This is a genomic window from Paenacidovorax caeni, assembly GCF_001298675.1.
Lineage (GTDB): Bacteria > Pseudomonadota > Gammaproteobacteria > Burkholderiales > Burkholderiaceae_C > Paenacidovorax > Paenacidovorax caeni.
In genome coordinates this window covers 33,948-50,167 of sequence record NZ_CYIG01000005.1, presented here as the reverse complement: position 1 = coordinate 50,167, position 16,220 = coordinate 33,948, and the positions used below count along the sequence as shown (strand labels likewise).

The 16,220-nt window shown below is 68.7% G+C and carries 14 protein-coding genes; 11 read left to right on the top strand and 3 right to left on the bottom strand.

The genetic code is table 11. From position 1 onward, the window contains the following. Positions 1 to 106 precede the first annotated feature (106 nt). The 8 genes from def (at position 107) to pyrF (ending at position 6,387) form a co-directional block, all read left to right on the top strand. Positions 107 to 619 (top strand): peptide deformylase, encoded by a 513-nt coding sequence (gene def / locus BN2503_RS02875; RefSeq protein WP_054255139.1) that lies wholly within the window; start codon positions 107 to 109, stop codon positions 617 to 619. Beyond that, complete coding sequence (gene fmt, locus BN2503_RS02870; RefSeq protein WP_054255138.1) at positions 616 to 1,578, top strand: methionyl-tRNA formyltransferase; 963 nt, start codon at positions 616 to 618, stop codon at positions 1,576 to 1,578. Before def ends, fmt begins: the two co-directional genes overlap by 4 nt. After that, the gene (locus tag BN2503_RS02865; RefSeq protein WP_054255137.1) at positions 1,575 to 2,387 is read left to right on the top strand and encodes an AzlC family ABC transporter permease; all 813 of its coding nucleotides are present in this window, start codon (positions 1,575 to 1,577) and stop codon (positions 2,385 to 2,387) included. The genes fmt and BN2503_RS02865 overlap by 4 nt, the downstream gene beginning before the upstream one ends. Next, positions 2,387 to 2,722: an AzlD domain-containing protein gene (locus BN2503_RS02860; protein WP_054255136.1), complete on the top strand. Its 336-nt coding sequence runs from the start codon at positions 2,387 to 2,389 to the stop codon at positions 2,720 to 2,722. The genes BN2503_RS02865 and BN2503_RS02860 overlap by 1 nt, the downstream gene beginning before the upstream one ends. Before the next feature lie 71 nt (positions 2,723 to 2,793). Next, on the top strand, positions 2,794 to 3,987 hold the full coding sequence (locus tag BN2503_RS02855; protein ID WP_054255135.1) for a phosphoglycerate kinase: 1,194 nt from the start codon (positions 2,794 to 2,796) through the stop codon (positions 3,985 to 3,987). Positions 3,988 to 4,200: 213 nt separating this feature from the next. Next, positions 4,201 to 4,884 carry a hypothetical protein gene (locus tag BN2503_RS02850; RefSeq protein ID WP_054255134.1) on the top strand — a complete coding sequence of 228 codons (684 nt, stop codon included), beginning with the start codon at positions 4,201 to 4,203 and terminating at the stop codon, positions 4,882 to 4,884. Continuing rightward, complete coding sequence (locus tag BN2503_RS02845; protein ID WP_054255133.1) at positions 4,881 to 5,441, top strand: FlgO family outer membrane protein; 561 nt, start codon at positions 4,881 to 4,883, stop codon at positions 5,439 to 5,441. Before BN2503_RS02850 ends, BN2503_RS02845 begins: the two co-directional genes overlap by 4 nt. A 121-nt stretch (positions 5,442 to 5,562) precedes the next feature. Then, positions 5,563 to 6,387, top strand: a complete 825-nt coding sequence (gene pyrF / locus BN2503_RS02840; RefSeq protein WP_054255132.1) for an orotidine-5'-phosphate decarboxylase — start codon at positions 5,563 to 5,565, stop codon at positions 6,385 to 6,387. Between the two features lies 1 nt (position 6,388). On the opposite strand, the gene BN2503_RS02835 is transcribed toward pyrF, so the two are convergent. Continuing rightward, entirely contained in the window at positions 6,389 to 7,528 is a 1,140-nt protein-coding gene (locus tag BN2503_RS02835) for an NAD(P)/FAD-dependent oxidoreductase (RefSeq protein WP_054255131.1), read from the bottom strand. A gap of 198 nt (positions 7,529 to 7,726) precedes the next feature. Between BN2503_RS02835 and BN2503_RS02830 the strand changes: the two genes are divergently transcribed. Beyond that, positions 7,727 to 9,688 carry a methyl-accepting chemotaxis protein gene (locus tag BN2503_RS02830; protein ID WP_054255130.1) on the top strand — a complete coding sequence of 654 codons (1,962 nt, stop codon included), beginning with the start codon at positions 7,727 to 7,729 and terminating at the stop codon, positions 9,686 to 9,688. Positions 9,689 to 9,780: 92 nt separating this feature from the next. On the opposite strand, the gene uvrA is transcribed toward BN2503_RS02830, so the two are convergent. Continuing rightward, positions 9,781 to 12,795: an excinuclease ABC subunit UvrA gene (uvrA, locus tag BN2503_RS02825; RefSeq protein WP_233494997.1), complete on the bottom strand. Its 3,015-nt coding sequence runs from the start codon at positions 12,793 to 12,795 to the stop codon at positions 9,781 to 9,783. A gap of 209 nt (positions 12,796 to 13,004) precedes the next feature. On the opposite strand from uvrA, the gene BN2503_RS02820 reads away from it, so the two are divergent. Together BN2503_RS02820 and ssb are read left to right on the top strand one after the other, a co-directional pair. Continuing rightward, the gene (locus BN2503_RS02820) at positions 13,005 to 14,177 is read left to right on the top strand and encodes an MFS transporter (protein WP_054255128.1); all 1,173 of its coding nucleotides are present in this window, start codon (positions 13,005 to 13,007) and stop codon (positions 14,175 to 14,177) included. A gap of 166 nt (positions 14,178 to 14,343) precedes the next feature. Further along, a complete protein-coding gene (ssb, locus tag BN2503_RS02815) occupies positions 14,344 to 14,886 on the top strand; it encodes a single-stranded DNA-binding protein (RefSeq protein ID WP_054255127.1) in 543 nt (180 codons plus the stop codon). A 195-nt stretch (positions 14,887 to 15,081) separates the two neighbouring features. On the opposite strand, the gene mnmA is transcribed toward ssb, so the two are convergent. Then, a complete protein-coding gene (gene mnmA / locus BN2503_RS02810) occupies positions 15,082 to 16,206 on the bottom strand; it encodes a tRNA 2-thiouridine(34) synthase MnmA (protein WP_054255126.1) in 1,125 nt (374 codons plus the stop codon). Between the last annotated feature and the right edge of the window lie 14 nt (positions 16,207 to 16,220).

Sequence of the window (16,220 nt, the reverse complement as noted above, 5' to 3'; positions counted from 1 at the left end):
TCTCAGATTCTCTGCTCAAGGCCTTGATTGGGCAACGCTTATTGAAAATCGCATCTGCAAGCCTTGGTAAAAGTGGCGAAAATAACGACATATTCTCCATTCGGCCATGGCAATTCTTCCGATTCTTTGTTATCCCGATCCGCGCCTGCACAAAGTCGCCCAGCCCGTGCAAGCTGTCGATGCGCGCATCCAATCGCTGGTCAGCGACATGCTGGCCACCATGTACGACGCGCAGGGTATCGGCTTGGCCGCGACCCAGGTGGACGTTCACGAGCGCGTGGTGGTCATCGACACCTCAGAGGAGCGCGACCAGCCGCTGGTGCTGATCAACCCCGAGATCGTCTGGGCCAGCGCCGAGAAGGTGGTGGGCGACGAAGGCTGCCTTTCCGTCCCCGGCATCTACGACGGCGTGGAGCGCTCCAGTGCCGTGCACGTACGCGCCCTCGATGAAAAAGGCGTCGCGCGCACAATCGAGGCCGAGGGCCTGCTGGCCGTGTGCATGCAGCACGAGATGGACCACCTGCTGGGCAAGGTGTTCGTCGATTACCTCTCGCCGCTCAAGCGCAACCGCATCAAAACCAAGATGCTCAAGCAGCAGCGCGAGGCCACACGCGCATGAGGCTGGTCTTCGCCGGCACGCCGGAATTCGCCCGCGTGGCACTGGCGCAGTTGCTGCAGGCGGGCCACGAGGTTCCCCTGGTGCTGACCCAGCCGGACCGCCCCGCTGGCCGGGGCATGAAACTGCAGGCCTCACCCGTCAAGCAGTGCGCGCTGCAGCACGGCATTGCCGTGGCGCAGCCGCTGAGCCTGCGCCTGGATGGCAAACATCCCGCGGACGCCGCCGCGGCACGCACGGCGCTGGAGGCAGCGCGGCCCGATGCCATGGTCGTCGCGGCCTACGGGCTGATCCTGCCGCAGTGGGTGCTCGACCTGCCACGCCTGGGCTGCCTGAACATCCACGCCAGCCTGCTGCCGCGCTGGCGCGGCGCGGCGCCGATCCATCGCGCCATCGAGGCGGGCGACGCCGAAACCGGCGTGACCATCATGCAGATGGACGCAGGCCTGGACACGGGCGCCATGCTGCTGGCGGAAAGTACGCCCATCGCGGCAGCCGACACCACGGCCACGTTGCACGACCGCTTGGCCACCATGGGCGGGCGGCTGATCGTGCAGGCCCTCGACCTGGCGGCCGGCACCGGACTCACCGCCACGCCGCAGCCTGCCGAGGGCGTCACCTACGCGCACAAGATCGACAAGCACGAGGCGCTCATCGACTGGGCGCTGCCAGCCGAAGCCATCGCGCGGCGCATCCGCGCCTTCGACCCCTTTCCGGGGGCCAGCACGCAGGCCCAGGGCGAGGCGATCAAGCTGTGGAGCTGTGAAATTGATAGCTTCCCGCGCTTGCCTGATGCGGCTTCGGGCCAGATTTTGTCTATAGACGATGCCGGCGTGCGCGTGGCCTGCGGCCAGGGCGTGCTACGGCTCACGGTGCTGCAGCGCGCCGGTGGCAAGCGCCTGCGCGCCGCCGAGTTCCTGCGCGGCTTCGCCTTGCCGCAGGGGCTGGTGCTGGGCGCATGAACGCCGCCGCCCTGCTGCGCCAGCCGGCCTTCCGCCAGGGCGTCACCGACATGCTGGGCACCGGTCTGGGCGTGGGCGCCTGGGGACTGGTCACCGGCGTGGCCATGGTCAAGACGGGCATGCCGGTGGCGCTGGCGCTGCTCATGTCGCTGCTGGTGTACGCGGGCAGCGCGCAACTGGCTGTGCTGCCGTTGCTGGCCGTGGGAGCTCCGCTGTGGGTTGTGTGGCTGACCGCGGCCTGCGTGAACCTGCGCTTCGTTATTTTCAGCAACATGTGGCGCAGCTACTTCGCGCCCTTGCCGCTGCGCCAGCGGCTCACCCTCGGCTATTTCAGCGGAGACGTGATCTTCGTCGCCTTCCTCAAGCGCTACCCCAAGCCCCAGCCAGAGCCGAGCCAGGTGCCGTACTTCTGGGGTGCCGCCAGCGTCAACTGGCTGGCCTGGCAAGTGCCGTCCATCGCCGGCATCCTGCTGGCCAACTGGGTGCCGCTGTCCTGGGGACTGGGCTTCGCGGGCGTGCTGGCGCTGCTGGGCGTGCTGCTGTCGCTGCTGTTCGACCGCGCCACCTGGCTGGCCACGGGCGTGGCAGCCACGGCCGCCATTGCGGCTTTTGCGCTGCCACTGAAGCTCAACATCCTCGTGGCCATCGCCGCCGCCATCGCAGCGGGCCTGCTGATGGAAGCCGTGGACCGGCGCCGCCACCACCCCGAGGTGGTGCTGGTGCCCGCCGACAGTGCCCTGCCTGAAGACGAACTGCAGCGCGTCGCGGCAGGCGACGAGGTGCCGCTGCGCGAGGAGCGCCATCCATGATGGACCACGGCTGGCTCGAACCCGTGCTTGCCACCCTGGGCTTGGCGGTGATCACCGTCGTCACACGCGCGTTCTTCATGATTCCGGAGCGCGAGTTGCCGCTGCCCGACTGGCTCAAGCGCGGCCTCAAGTACGCGCCGCTGGCCGCACTCACCGCCGTGATTGCGCCCGAGATTTTCATGACGCAGGGCGCGCTCATCCAAACGCTGCAGGACGCGCGCTGGCCAGCCGTGCTGTGTGCCACGGGCTACTACTTCTGGCGCCGCGGCATCCTCGGCACCATCGTCGTGGGCATGGCGGTGTACCTGCCGCTGCATATCGGACTCGGCTGGTAGCAGCCAGCGGGACGGGAGGCCGGGGCCAGCGCCGCCTACAATGTGCGCGCTTTTTTGCCATACCTCCCGCCATGAACATTCTGCGTTTCTCCGACCTGTGCGCCCAGGGCAAAGTCCAGGGCCAGCGCGTCTTCATCCGTGCCGACCTCAACGTGCCCCAGGACGATGCGGGCCGCATCACCGAGGACACCCGCATCCGCGCTTCCGTGCCCTGTATCCAGATGGCGCTTGACGCCGGCGCCGCTGTGATGGTGACCAGCCATCTGGGCCGCCCCACCGAGGGCGAATTCAAGCCCGAAGACTCGCTCGCCCCCGTGGCGCAGCGCCTGTCGGAGCTGCTGGGCCGCGCTGTGCCGCTGGTGGCGCAGTGGGTCGATGGCGTACAGGTCGCGCCCGGCCAGGTGGTGCTGCTGGAGAACTGCCGCGTCAACCCCGGCGAGAAGAAGAACAAGCCCGAGCTGGCGCAGAAGATGGCCGCGCTGTGCGACATCTACGTGAACGATGCCTTCGGCACTGCGCACCGCGCCGAGGGCACGACCTACGGCATCGCGGAGTACGCCAAGACAGCCTGCGCCGGCCCGCTGCTGGCGGCCGAGATCGACGCCATCACCAAGGCGCTGGCAAGCCCCAAGCGCCCGCTCGCCGCCATTGTCGCGGGCTCCAAGGTCTCGACCAAGTTGACCATCCTGCAATCGCTGGCGCGTAACGTGGACCAGCTCATCGTCGGCGGTGGCATCGCCAACACCTTCATGCTGGCGGCCGGGCTGAACATCGGCAAATCGCTGGCCGAACCCGGCCTCGTGGGCGAAGCCAAGGCCGTGATCGACGCCATGGCCGCACGCGGCGCCGAAGTGCCGATCCCCACCGACGTGGTGGTCGCCAAAACCTTCGCGGCCGATGCGCCCGCCACCGTCAAGCCGGCCACCGCAGTGGCCGACGACGACATGATCCTCGACATCGGCCCCGAAACCGCCGCCCGACTGGCACAGCAGCTCCTGCAGGCCGGCACCATCGTCTGGAACGGCCCGGTCGGCGTGTTCGAGTTCGCGGCGTTCGAAAATGGCACGCGCACCATCGCCCAGGCCATTGCCCAATCCAGCGCCTTCAGCATTGCCGGCGGTGGCGATACGCTCGCGGCCATTGCCAAATACGGTATCGAAAAGCAGGTGGGCTATATCTCCACTGGCGGCGGTGCATTCTTGGAAGTGCTGGAAGGCAAAACCCTGCCGGCATTTGAAATTCTGGAGCGCCGCGCCAGCCATTGAAAATGCGCCACCCCGGGCGGCATATACATCTGGCAACAAAAATGCCGCCCGATCGCCATTCCCATGGGCCAAAAACAACAAATGCCAAGCGGCTGGCGCAGTTAGCGTAGTTTTCTCTTGTTTTTTGGCGAGTCTCGCACCCAAAATCATTCGCCAATGTCGCGGCGTTATCCGGCCCCGACACACCCATTTCCAATTCCGTAGGAGGGAACCATGTCCATTTCCAAGGCCATCGGCGCGGCCGTTCTGGTCGGCACCGCTGCCATGCTGACGGGCTGCGCCAACGCACCCATCCCCGTGGCGGAGAATTTCCAATACACCAGCCAGCAGAAGGTGCGCTCTGCCGGCCACTGGGAACTGGTCTCGCGCGACGTGGTGGCCCAGACGCTGGGCACGCTCAACCAGGCGGGCGCCGCGGGCGCACCGCTGTACGTGGCCCTGCCGCCGAACCCCAGCGCGTTTGACTACGCCTTCCGCGACTTCCTGATCACCCAGTTCGTGCAAAGCGGCACGCCCGTGATGCAGGCCCCGGGCCAGACCCTGGACGTGACCTACGAAGCCCAGGTGGTGCGCCACAACAGCGACCGCCCGCATTTCATCCCCGGCATGTTCACCATGCTGGCGGCCGGCGTAGGCGCCGCCTACGGCCTGCGCCACGAGCATGTGGACGCTAAGATCCTGGCCGGCCTGGGCCTGGCTGTTGCCGCCGACTATGCCAACAGCATCAACTCTGGCGGCCCGACGAACACCGAGATGATCCTCACGACCACCGTCTCGCGTAACGGCCAGTACGTGGCACGCAAGACCGACGTGTACTACCTCGAAAACGCCGACACGCCGCTGTTCATGCGCGGCGCCGCATACCGTCCCATGAACCTGAAGGTGGTGTCGCAATGAAGACCCTGGCCATCCTCTCCACCTTGGCCGCCGCGGCCGTGCTGGCAGGCTGCAACAGCGCGCCACAGAACGTGGGGCGCACCGAGCCCACCTACCAAGAGGCAGCCACCGCACCGCTGCTGCAGAACAGCCGCGAGGCCGTCAGCAAGCTGACGGCCGGGTTTGACCTGAACGCGCTGGGCGGCGGGCCCGTGCTTGTGGCCACCGTGGTCAACGTCAACGACCTGAGCCGCTCGGCTCCGCTGGGTCGCACGCTGTCGGAGCAGTACGCATCGCAGATGGCCGCCCTCGGCTTCAACGTCAAGGAAGTCAAGCTGCGCGGCGACATCTTCGTCAAGGAAGGTGCGGGCGAGCTGCTGCTGTCGCGCGAGATCAAGGACATCGCGCGCAGCTACAACGCCTCGCTGGTGCTCGTGGGCACCTACTCGCCGGCCGCCAACTTCACCTACGTGAGCCTGAAGCTGGTGCGCACCGAGGACAGCCGCATCATCCGCGGCCACGACTACGCACTGCCCAACGACCGCGACGTGCAGCGCCTGCTGGCCACGCCCCGCTAACGCGGCATCGCATCGCGCCAAGGCTGCCCCCGGCAGCCTTTTCTTTTTTCCGCACCCCAGGTGGCGGCGTGCCACACGCCTGGCCCGATGCCGTTGCCGTGTGCAGACCTAAAATCGCCGGATGACCTTTCTCGACATGCTGCGCGACGCCACCACGCGCAACGACTCCATGCTCTGCGTCGGCCTGGACCCCGAACCCTCGCGCTTCCCTGAGGGCATGCGCGGCGACCCGCACCGCATCTACGACTTCTGCGCCGCCATCGTGGATGCCACGGCGGACCTGGTGTGTGCCTTCAAGCCGCAAATTGCCTACTTCGCCGCGCACGGCGCCGAAGACCAGCTCGAACGGCTGATGCAGCACATGCGCTGCAACGCGCCGCACGTCCCGGTGATCCTGGATGCCAAGCGCGGCGACATCGGCTCCACAGCCCAGCAGTACGCGCGCGAGGCCTTCGAGCGCTACGGCGCCGACGCCGTGACCCTCTCGCCCTTCATGGGCTGGGACTCGGTACAACCCTACCTCGAATACCACGGCAAGGGTGCCTTCCTGCTGTGCCGCACCTCCAACCCCGGCGGCGACGACCTGCAGGCACAACGCCTGGCCAGCGTGCCCGGCCAGCCCCTGGTGTATGAGCACATCGCCGCCCTGGCGCAGGGCCCATGGAACAAGAACGGCCAGCTTGGCCTGGTGGTAGGCGCCACCTACCCGCACGAGATTGAACGCGTGCGCGCCCTCGCGCCCACGCTGCCGCTCTTGATTCCCGGCGTGGGCGCCCAGGGCGGCGACGCCGTGGCCACGGTGCGCGCCGGGCTGCGCGCGCAGGGGCCCATCATCGTCAACTCCTCGCGCGCCATCCTCTATGCCGCGCAGGGTGCGGACTTCGCGCAGGCCGCGCGCCAGGCCGCGCAGCACACGCGCGACACACTGAACGCAGCGCGCGCCTGATTCAGCGCAAACGCCCCGGCGCCAGGGCCGCCACGGCTTGCGGACCCAGGCCCTGCGCGGCCAGGGCCGCGTCCAGCGGCTCGCCGCACAGCAGGTTGCGCGCCAGCAAGGCGTAGCCCGCCGCGCTCTGAATGCCATAGCCACCCTGCGCGGCAAGCCAGAAGAAGCCCGGCGCACCGTCATCCCAGCCGATGACGAAATCGCCGTCGGCCACGAACGAGCGCAGCCCCGCCCAGGTGTGCGACGGGCGGCGGATTGCCAGCGTCGTGGCCTGCTCGATACGCCAGATGCCCGTGGCCACGTCCAGCTCCTCGGGCACCACGTCGTGCGGCGGCATCGGATCGGCATTGGCCGGCGAGCCCATGAGCTGGCCCGCGTCGGGCTTGAAGTAGTAGCTGTCGTCCACCCCCATGGCGGCAGGCCAGGCCTGCACGTCCACACCCGGCGGCGGCGCGAAAGTGAAAGCCGTGCGGCGGCACGGCGTCAGGCCCACGGGCGCTGCGCCGGCAAGTTGCGCCACCCCGTCGGCCCAGGCGCCAGCCGCATTGACGATGTGGCGCGCCCGCACCGTGTCGCCGCCCGCCAGGGCGATACGCCAGCCACCATCCTCCCGCGCCAGGGCCCGCACCTCGGCCCCTGTCCGCAGCGCACCACCGCGCTGGCGCAGGCCACGCAGGTAACCCTGGTGCAATGCGTGCACATCGATATCCGCCGCGCCAGGCTCCCACAGGCCCGCGACCACCGCATCCGCGCGCAGGCAGGGCAGGCGCGCCTGCAGCTGCGCATAGCTTTGGCGCTCCAGGCCGGGTGCATGCGGGTGCAGCTCAGCGTAGGTGCGTTCGAGCAAGTCCTCCTGGCACGGCCCGGCCAGGTACACCACACCGCGTGGCGTGAGCAGCGGCGCGCTGGCGAAGCCGGGCGGCGGCGCGGCGTAGAAGGCACGGCTGGCGCGCGTCAAGGCACGGATCGCAGGCGTGCCATAGGTTTCCATGAACAGCGCCGCCGAGCGCCCGGTGCTGTGGTACCCGGGCTGGGCTTCACGCTCCAGCACCAGCACCGACGCGCCAGCCTGCGCCAGCTGCCATCCCACGCTGGCGCCCGCCATGCCGGCGCCGACCACTGCATAGTCCCATGCCGTCATCGTTTACTCCTGTTTTGATAGCTTGCAGCGCTTGCCACACAAGCGCTGGCATGAATTTTGATGCGTTATTTCCGCCCTATGCCGTGCGCCACGGTTCTTGATTTCCGTCAAAACCATGCGCCCAGCGTGTAACCACAGTGGGTGGTCTGCCGCCCCTTTTTAGCCCCGCTTTGCATGCGTTACCGCGCATTCCCCGTTATGGCCTTGCTTTCCCGAATCAGCCTGCTGCAAAAATTCGCCATTCTGGCCCTCATTGGCGTGCTCGTGAGTGTGCTGCCCACGTTCCTGTACGTGCGCGACGCGCTGCACACCATGGAACGCGCGCGCCTGGAAGCCAGCGGGGCCGCTCCGCTGACGGCGCTGAGCCTGGTGGTGCAGCGCATGCAGGTGCACCGTGGCCTGTCCTCCGGCATGCTCGGGGGCGATGCGGCCCTGGCGGCGCGCCGCCCCGCCGCGCGCGACCTGGTGAACCAGGCCGTGGAAGCCGCCAGCGCCCGCCTGGCCACGGCCCAGGTGCCCGCCGACCAGCTCGCGGCCTGGCAGCAGGCGCGCCAGACCTGGCAGGCGCTGGAGGCCAGCGTGGACCAGCGCCAGGTGCAGCAGGCGCAGAGCACGGCGCAGCACACGGCGCTGATTGCCTCGGTCATGCGCATCAGCGAGGAGCTGCTCAATGCCTACGGCCTGCAGCTCGAAGAGTCGGAGCACGCCTACGCGCTGATCCAGGCCGCCCTGGTGCACACCCCGGTGCTGGGCGAGAAGCTCGGCATCCTGCGCGCGCAGGGCTCGGGCTTCCTGGCGCGGCGCGAGCTGCCGCCGGTGAACAAGGGGCTGGTGATGGCCCTGCAGCAGCGCGCGCAGGAACTGCAGGGCGACGCCTTCCGCCAGTTCGAGCGCGCCATGCAGCGCGATGCCGGCTACCGCGCGGCGCTCGGCCCCTCGGCCGAGGCGGCCCACGCCCTCGTGACCCAGGCGCTGGCGCTGGCCACCAAGGAAGTGACCGAGGCCGCCACGCTGCAACTGGCACCGCAGGACTACTTCGACACCTTCACGCGCACCATCGACGCGCTCTACGCGCTGAACGCCAAGGCGCTGGAAAGCCTGGACGCCACGCTGCAGCAGCGCCAGGCCAACCTGCGCCGCATTCTCATCGCCCAGGCGCTGGCCATGGCGCTGATTCTGGCGCTGGGTGGCGTGCTGATCGCGGCGTTCGCCCGCTCCATCCGCCAGCCGCTGGGGCAGGCCATGGACCTGGCACATGCCGTGGCGCAGGGCGACCTCTCGGGCGCCGACATCGCCCACGGCAGCGACGAGGTGGGCCGCCTCACCGCCGCGCTGCTGCAAATGCGCCGCCAGCTCACCCAGGTGGTGGCACGCGTGCGCCACGGCGCCGAAGGCGTGGCCACGGCCAGCGCCGAAATCGCCCAGGGCAACCAGGACCTGTCGGCGCGCACCGAAAGCCAGGCCAGCGCGCTGGAGGAAACCGCCGCCGCCATGGAGCAGATGACCGCCACCGTGCGCCAGAACGCCGACAGCGCGGCCCAGGCCAGCCAGCTCGCGGCCAGCGCCAGCCAGGTGGCGCAGCAGGGCGGCGATGTGGTGGCACGTGTGGTGCAGACCATGCAGGGCATCGACACGAGCAGCAAGAAGATTGCCGACATCATCGGCGTGATCGACTCCATCGCCTTCCAGACCAATATCCTGGCGCTGAACGCGGCCGTGGAAGCCGCTCGCGCCGGCGAGCAGGGCCGCGGCTTCGCCGTGGTGGCCGGCGAGGTACGCCAGCTGGCGCAGCGCTCGGCCCAGTCGGCCAGCGAGATCAAGGCGCTGATCGCCGAGAGCGCACAGAACGTGGCGCAGGGCAACGCGCTGGTGGAACGCGCGGGCCACACCATGCAAGAGGTGGTGGCGGCCGTGCGCCGCGTGACCGACATCATGGGCGAGATCAGCGCCGCCAGCCGCGAGCAGTCGCAGGGCGTGGCGCAGGTGGGCGAGGCCATCACGCAAATGGACCAGACCACGCAGCAGAACGCCGCCCTGGTCGAGCAGATGGCGGCTGCCGCGAGCAGCCTGCACGGCCAGGCGCAGGAGCTGGTGCAGGGCGTGGCGGTGTTCCACCTGGCGGCGGATGGCAGGGCGCAGCGGCTTGGGCTGCCGGCCTGACGCTATTGATTCAATAGCTTCCAGCGCTTTCCTGGCAACGATTTAAAGCAAAAAACACCCTGAATCGATTGCCAGGCAAGCGCTAGCCGCTATCAAGAAGGGAGCGCCAGATACCGCCGCAGGTAGCGCCCGGTGTGGCTGGCCGGGTTGGCCGCCAGCGTCTCGGGCGTGCCCGTGCCCACCACGGTGCCGCCGCCCGCACCGCCCTCGGGGCCCATGTCGATGAGCCAGTCGGCGGTCTTGATGACGTCGAGGTTGTGCTCGATCACCACGATGGTGTTGCCCGCGTCGCGCAGCTGGTGCAGCACGCGCAGCAGCAGGTCGATGTCGGCGAAGTGCAGGCCGGTGGTGGGCTCGTCCAGGATGTAGAGCGTGCGCCCAGTGTCGCGCCGGCTCAGCTCCTGCGCCAGCTTCACGCGCTGGGCCTCGCCGCCCGAGAGCGTGGTGGCGCTCTGGCCCAGGCGGATGTAGCTTAGGCCCACCTCCAGCAGCGTCTGCAGCTTGCGCGCAATCGCGGGCACGTCCTTGAAGAAGGCGTGCGCGTCTTCCACCGTCAGGTCCAGGATCTGCGCGATGTTGCGGCCCTTCCACTGCACCTCCAGCGTCTCGCGGTTGTAGCGCTGGCCGTGGCACACGTCGCAGGGCACGTACACGTCGGGCAGGAAGTGCATCTCCACCTTCACCACGCCGTCGCCCTGGCAGGCCTCGCAGCGCCCGCCCGCGACGTTGAAGGAAAAGCGCCCCGGGCCGTAGCCACGCTCACGGGCGGTGGTGGTCTCGGCCATCAGCTCACGGATGGGCGTGAACAGCCCGGTGTAGGTGGCCGGGTTGCTGCGCGGCGTGCGGCCAATGGGCGACTGGTCCACGTTGATGACCTTGTCGAAATACTCCAGCCCCTCAATGGCCTCGTGCGGCGCGGGCTCGTCGTGCGCACGGTGGATGGCGCGCGCCGCCGCCTTGTGCAGCGTGTCGTTGACCAGCGTCGATTTGCCCGAGCCCGACACGCCGGTGACGCAGGTCAGCAGCCCCACGGGGAAGTCCACGCTCACGTTGCGCAGGTTGTTGCCGCAGGCACCTGCCACATGCAGCGTCTGCAGCGCGCCAGGCGCTGCGGCGGCGGGCTGGTCCGTGGCACGCGCCGCCGGGGCGAAGCGCGCCGGGCCCTCCACCCCCTTTTTCCCCGGTGCGGGCGGCTGCGCCAGCACCGGCTGCCAGGGCGTGCGCCGCGCCGGCACGGCGATGGTGCGTGCGCCCGACAGGTACTGGCCGGTGAGCGAATCCTGCGCGGCGCACAAATCGGCGCAGCGGCCCTGCGCCATCACGCGCCCGCCGTGCACGCCCGCGCCTGGGCCCATGTCCACCACATGGTCGGCAGCGCGGATCATGTCTTCGTCGTGCTCCACCACGATGACGCTGTTGCCCAGGTCGCGCAGGCGTGTGAGCGTGGCAATCAATCGGTCGTTGTCGCGCTGGTGCAGGCCGATGCTGGGCTCGTCGAGCACGTACATCACGCCCGTGAGGCCGCTGCCGATCTGGCTGGCCAGGCGGATGCGCTGGGCTTCGCCGCCCGAGAGCGTCTCGGCGCTGCGCGCCAGGCTCAGGTACGACAGGCCGACGTCGTTCAGGAACGTCAGGCGCGCCACGATCTCGTGCACGATCTTGTCGGCAATCTCCGCCTTGGCCCCCGGCAGACGCAGCGCCGCGAACCAGTCGCGCGCAGCCTGCAGCGTCATCTGGCTCACGTCGTGGATGGCGCAGCCCGCCGCCCCCTCGCCCACGCGCACGTGGCGCGCCTCGCGGCGCAGGCGCGCACCGTGGCACTCGGGGCAGGGCTGGGTGCTGCGGTAGCGCGCCAGGTCATCGCGCACCACGGCAGAGTCGGTCTCGCGGTAGCGCCGCGTCATGTTCGGCAGGATGCCCTCGAACGCATGGTGGCGCACGATGGGCTGGCCCTTGCGCGCGCCGCTGTCAAGCAGGTAGGTGAAGGCGATCTCCTGCGTGCCCGAGCCGTGCAGCACCACCTGCTGCACGGCGGCGGGTAGTTGCTCGAAGGGCGTTTCCACGTCAAAGCCGTAGTGCCGCGCCAGACTCTCCAGCATGGCGAAATAGGTGCCGTTGCGCCGGTCCCAGCCCTTGATGGCGCCGCTGGCCAAGCTGAGCGAGGGAAAGGCCACCACGCGCGCGGCATCAAACACCTCCTGCTGCCCCAGCCCGTCGCAGGACGGGCAAGCGCCCGAGGGCGAGTTGAACGAGAACAGGCGCGGCTCCAGCTCGGGCAGCGAGAAGCTGCACACCGGGCAGGCAAACTTGCTGCTGAAAAGATGCTCGCGCCCGGTGTCCATCTCCAGCGCCAGCACGCGGCCATGGCCCTCCGAGCCGCCCACGCGCAGCACGGCCTCGATGCTCTCGGCCAGGCGCTGCTGCGCGTCGGCGCGCACCTTCAGCCGGTCGATCACCACGTCCACGTCGTGCTTCTCGGTCTTTTTCAGCGGCGGCAGGCTCTCGTGCTCGTAGATCTGGCCATCGACGCGAAAGCGCACGTAGCCCTGCGCCTGCATGTGCGCAAACAGCTCCGTGAACTCGCCCTTCTTCTGCCGCGCCACCGGGGCCAGCAGCATCAGGCGCGTGTCCTCGGGCAGGGCCAGCACGGCATCCACCATCTGGCTCACGGTCTGCGCGGCCAGCGGCAGGCCGTGCTCAGGGCAATGCGGCGTACCAGCGCGGGCGTAGAGCAGGCGCAGGTAGTCGTGAATCTCGGTCACCGTGCCCACGGTGGAGCGCGGGTTGTGGCTGGTGGCCTTCTGCTCGATGCTGATGGCGGGCGACAGGCCCTCAATCAGGTCCACGTCGGGCTTGTCGAGCCGCCCCAGGAACTGGCGCGCATAGCTTGAGAGGCTCTCCACGTAGCGCCGCTGGCCCTCGGCATACAGCGTGTCGAACGCCAGGCTGGACTTGCCCGAGCCCGACAGCCCGGTGATCACCACCAGCTGGTTGCGCGGCAGGTCCAGGTCGATGTTCTTGAGGTTGTGCGTGCGCGCGCCACGGATGCTGATGCGCTGCTCGCGCGGGCCGGCACCCAGCAACCGGCCACTCGAATCGTCTGGGATAAAGGAGGATGAAGTCACGGCTGCTGGCACTCAGGGGAACCTGCCATGATAGCCAGCCGCTGCCCCCTCGGCGGCCAAAGGCTGTGACCAGAAACAGGACAAAGGCCGATGGGAGAGAATCGCGCCTTTCCCCGACTACGCCTCTGCCTTCCGTGCCGGACACCACTTTGCCCCCTTCCTCGGCCGCCTCCGCACCCGTCCCGACCCGCATGACCGCGCTGGAGCGCCGCGCCAGCTTCAGCCTGGCGCTGATCTTCGCGCTGCGCATGCTGGGCCTGTTCCTTGTGCTGCCCGTGTTTGCGCTGGAGGCGCGCAAGTACCCTGGCGGAGACGATCCCGCGCTGGTCGGCTTGGCCATGGGTATCTACGGGCTCACGCAGGCGGTGCTGCAACTGCCGCTGGGCCTGGCCTCGGACCGTCTTGGACGCAAGCGCGTGATCGTCGCCGGGCTGCTGGTGTTCGCGGCGGGCAGCCTGCTGGCGGCGCTGGCGGACTCGCTCACCGGGCTGGTCATGGGCCGCGCACTGCAGGGTGCCGGGGCGGTCTCGGCGGCCGTGACCGCGCTGCTGGCCGACCAGACGCGCGACGCCGTGCGCACCAAGGCCATGGCGCTGGTGGGCGGCAGCATCGGGCTGATGTTCGCCATCGCGCTGGTGGCGGCGCCGGCCTTGGCGGCGGCTGTCGGGCTGCCGGGGCTGTTCGGGCTCACCTGCGCGCTGGCGCTGGCGGGTGTGGCCATCGTGCTGTGGGTGGTGCCGCCTGAGCCCGCACGCCACGCCGATGCACCGCGTGGCCGCCTGGCCGACCTGTGGCGCCATGGCGACCTGCTGCGCCTGAACCTGGGCGTGTTCGTGCTGCACACGGTGCAGATGGCCATGTGGGTGGCCGTGCCCGCGATGCTGGTGCAGGCGGGCCTGGCCAAGAGCGCGCACTGGCATGTGTACCTGCCTGCGGTGGTGCTGTCTTTCCTGGCCATGGGCGGGCTGTTTGCTATGGAACGGCGCGGGCGCCTGCGCGCCGCGCTGCTGGCGGCCATCGCACTGGTGCTGCTGGTGCAAGTGACCCTGGGGCTGATGGCCACCACCGGCCAGCCGCCCGCGCTGGCCTGGCTGGCGGTGGTGATGTTCGTCTTCTTCTGCGGCTTCAACGCGCTGGAAGCGACGCAGCCAAGCCTGGTCTCGCGCATGGCGCCGCCCGCGCTGCGCGGCGCCGCGCTGGGGGCATACAACACGCTGCAGTCGCTGGGCCTGTTCGCTGGCGGCGCGTTGGGCGGGCTGCTGGCCAAGTGGGCCGGCACGGGCGGGCTGTTCACCGCCACGGCGTTGCTGACCGCGCTGTGGCTGGTGCTAACCTGGCCGCTGCGGCCCGTGGGACGGCACTGACGCGCAGCCTTGCAGGGCATGTGTAGGCTTTTTGAATACGGCCGCACCAGCCAACCCGCAACCCCGTTATGCTGCGCACCGGCGGCCTCGCGCGAGGCCGTTTCATTCGCTCGTCTGGCCCGGAAACACTCCCACTGCCTTCCGGGCTACTGCCAAAGGAATTTTTATGGCTTCCGTGAACAAAGTAATCATCGTCGGCAACCTGGGCCGCGACCCCGAGATGCGCACCTTCCCCAGCGGCGACCAGGTGGCCAACGTCACCATCGCCACCACTGACCGCTGGCGCGACAAGAACACCGGCGAGAACAAAGAGGCCACGGAGTGGCACCGCGTGGTGTTCAACGGCCGCCTGGCCGAAATCGTCGGCCAGTACCTGCGCAAGGGCTCGCAAGTCTACGTGGAAGGCAGCCTGCGCACGCGCAAGTGGACCGACCAGGCAGGCGTGGAGAAGTTCACCACCGAGATCCGCGCCGACACCATGCAAATGCTGGGCAGCCGCCAAGGCCAGGGCGGCGGTGGCGGCTACGGCGCCCCCGATGACGGCTACGGCGATGGCGGCGGCTACGAAGCACCGCGCCGCGCCGCACCGCCCCCCATGCAGCAGCGCCCTGCGCCAGCACCGCGCCCGGCACCAGCCCCCGCGCCCATGGCCCCGCCGCCGCGCGCGGCCTCGGGCTTTGACGACATGGACGACGACATTCCGTTCTGAGGCAACTTGCCGCTGCGGCAAGTACTGGTACAGAGGGCGCCCACGGGCGCCCTTTTTGCTACGAAGCACGCCGCTGCAGATCTTTCGGGAAGGAACGCTTGAGAGCCTTTGCCCCCAGCCAGCCCGAAACCCCTCCGGAGCTCTATTTTTGATAGCTTGCAGCGCTTGCTACACAAGGGCTAGGGCCTATTTTTCTTAGATTCCACCAGACAAGGCCTGGGCCGTGGCAATCACGCCGCCGCCCAGGCAGACCTCGCCGTCGTACAGCACGGCACTCTGGCCCGGGGTGACGGCCCACTGGGCCTCGGGGAACTGCAGGGCAAAGCCCTCTGGCATGGCCTGCAGCGTGCACGCCGCATCCTGCTGGCGGTAGCGTGTTTTGGCGGCGTATGCCCCGGCGGCTGGGACGTGACCCGCGCACCAGCTCACATCCTGCGCCACCAGGCGGTGCGACAGCAGCCAGGGGTGGTCGTGCCCCTGCACCACGCGCAGCACGTTCTTGTCCAACTCCTTGCGCGCGACGAACCAGGGTGCGTGCTCGCCCGCGCCGCGCGCCGCGCCCTTCTCCTTGACGCCGCCAATGCCCAGGCCCTGGCGTTGGCCCAGGGTGTAGAACGACAGGCCCACGTGCCTGCCCAGCTTGCGCCCCCGATCGTCGAGGATGGGGCCGGGCTCCTTGGAGATGTAGCGGTTCAGAAACTCGCGAAACGGCCGCTCGCCGATGAAGCAGATGCCGGTGGAGTCCTTTTTCTTGGCATTGGGCAGGCCGATCTCCTCGGCGATACGGCGCACCTCGGTCTTGTGCAGCTCCCCCACGGGGAACAGTGTCTTGGAGAGCTGGGCCTGGTTCAGACGGTGCAGGAAGTAGCTCTGGTCTTTGGAGGGGTCCAGCCCCTTGAGCAACTCGAACAGGCCGGTGGCCGGGTTCTGGCGCACGCGCGCGTAGTGGCCGGTGGCAATTTTTTCCGCGCCCAGGCGCATGGCGTGGTCAAGAAAGGCCTTGAACTTGATCTCGGCGTTGCACAGCACGTCAGGGTTGGGCGTGCGCCCCGCCTGGTACTCGCGCAGGAACTCGGCAAACACCCGGTCTTTGTACTCGGCGGCAAAGTTGACGTGCTCGATCTCGATGCCCAGCACGTCGGCCACGCTGGCGGCATCCAAAAAGTCTTGGCGGCTGGAGCAGTATTCGCTGTCGTCGTCATCCTCCCAGTTCTTCATGAAGATGCCGACCACCTCGTGGCCCATTGCTTTAAGAAGGTGGGCCGTGACGGCGGAGTCCACCCCGCCCGACAGGCCCACGACGACGCGCTGTTTTTTCATAGGGCTGGGATTAT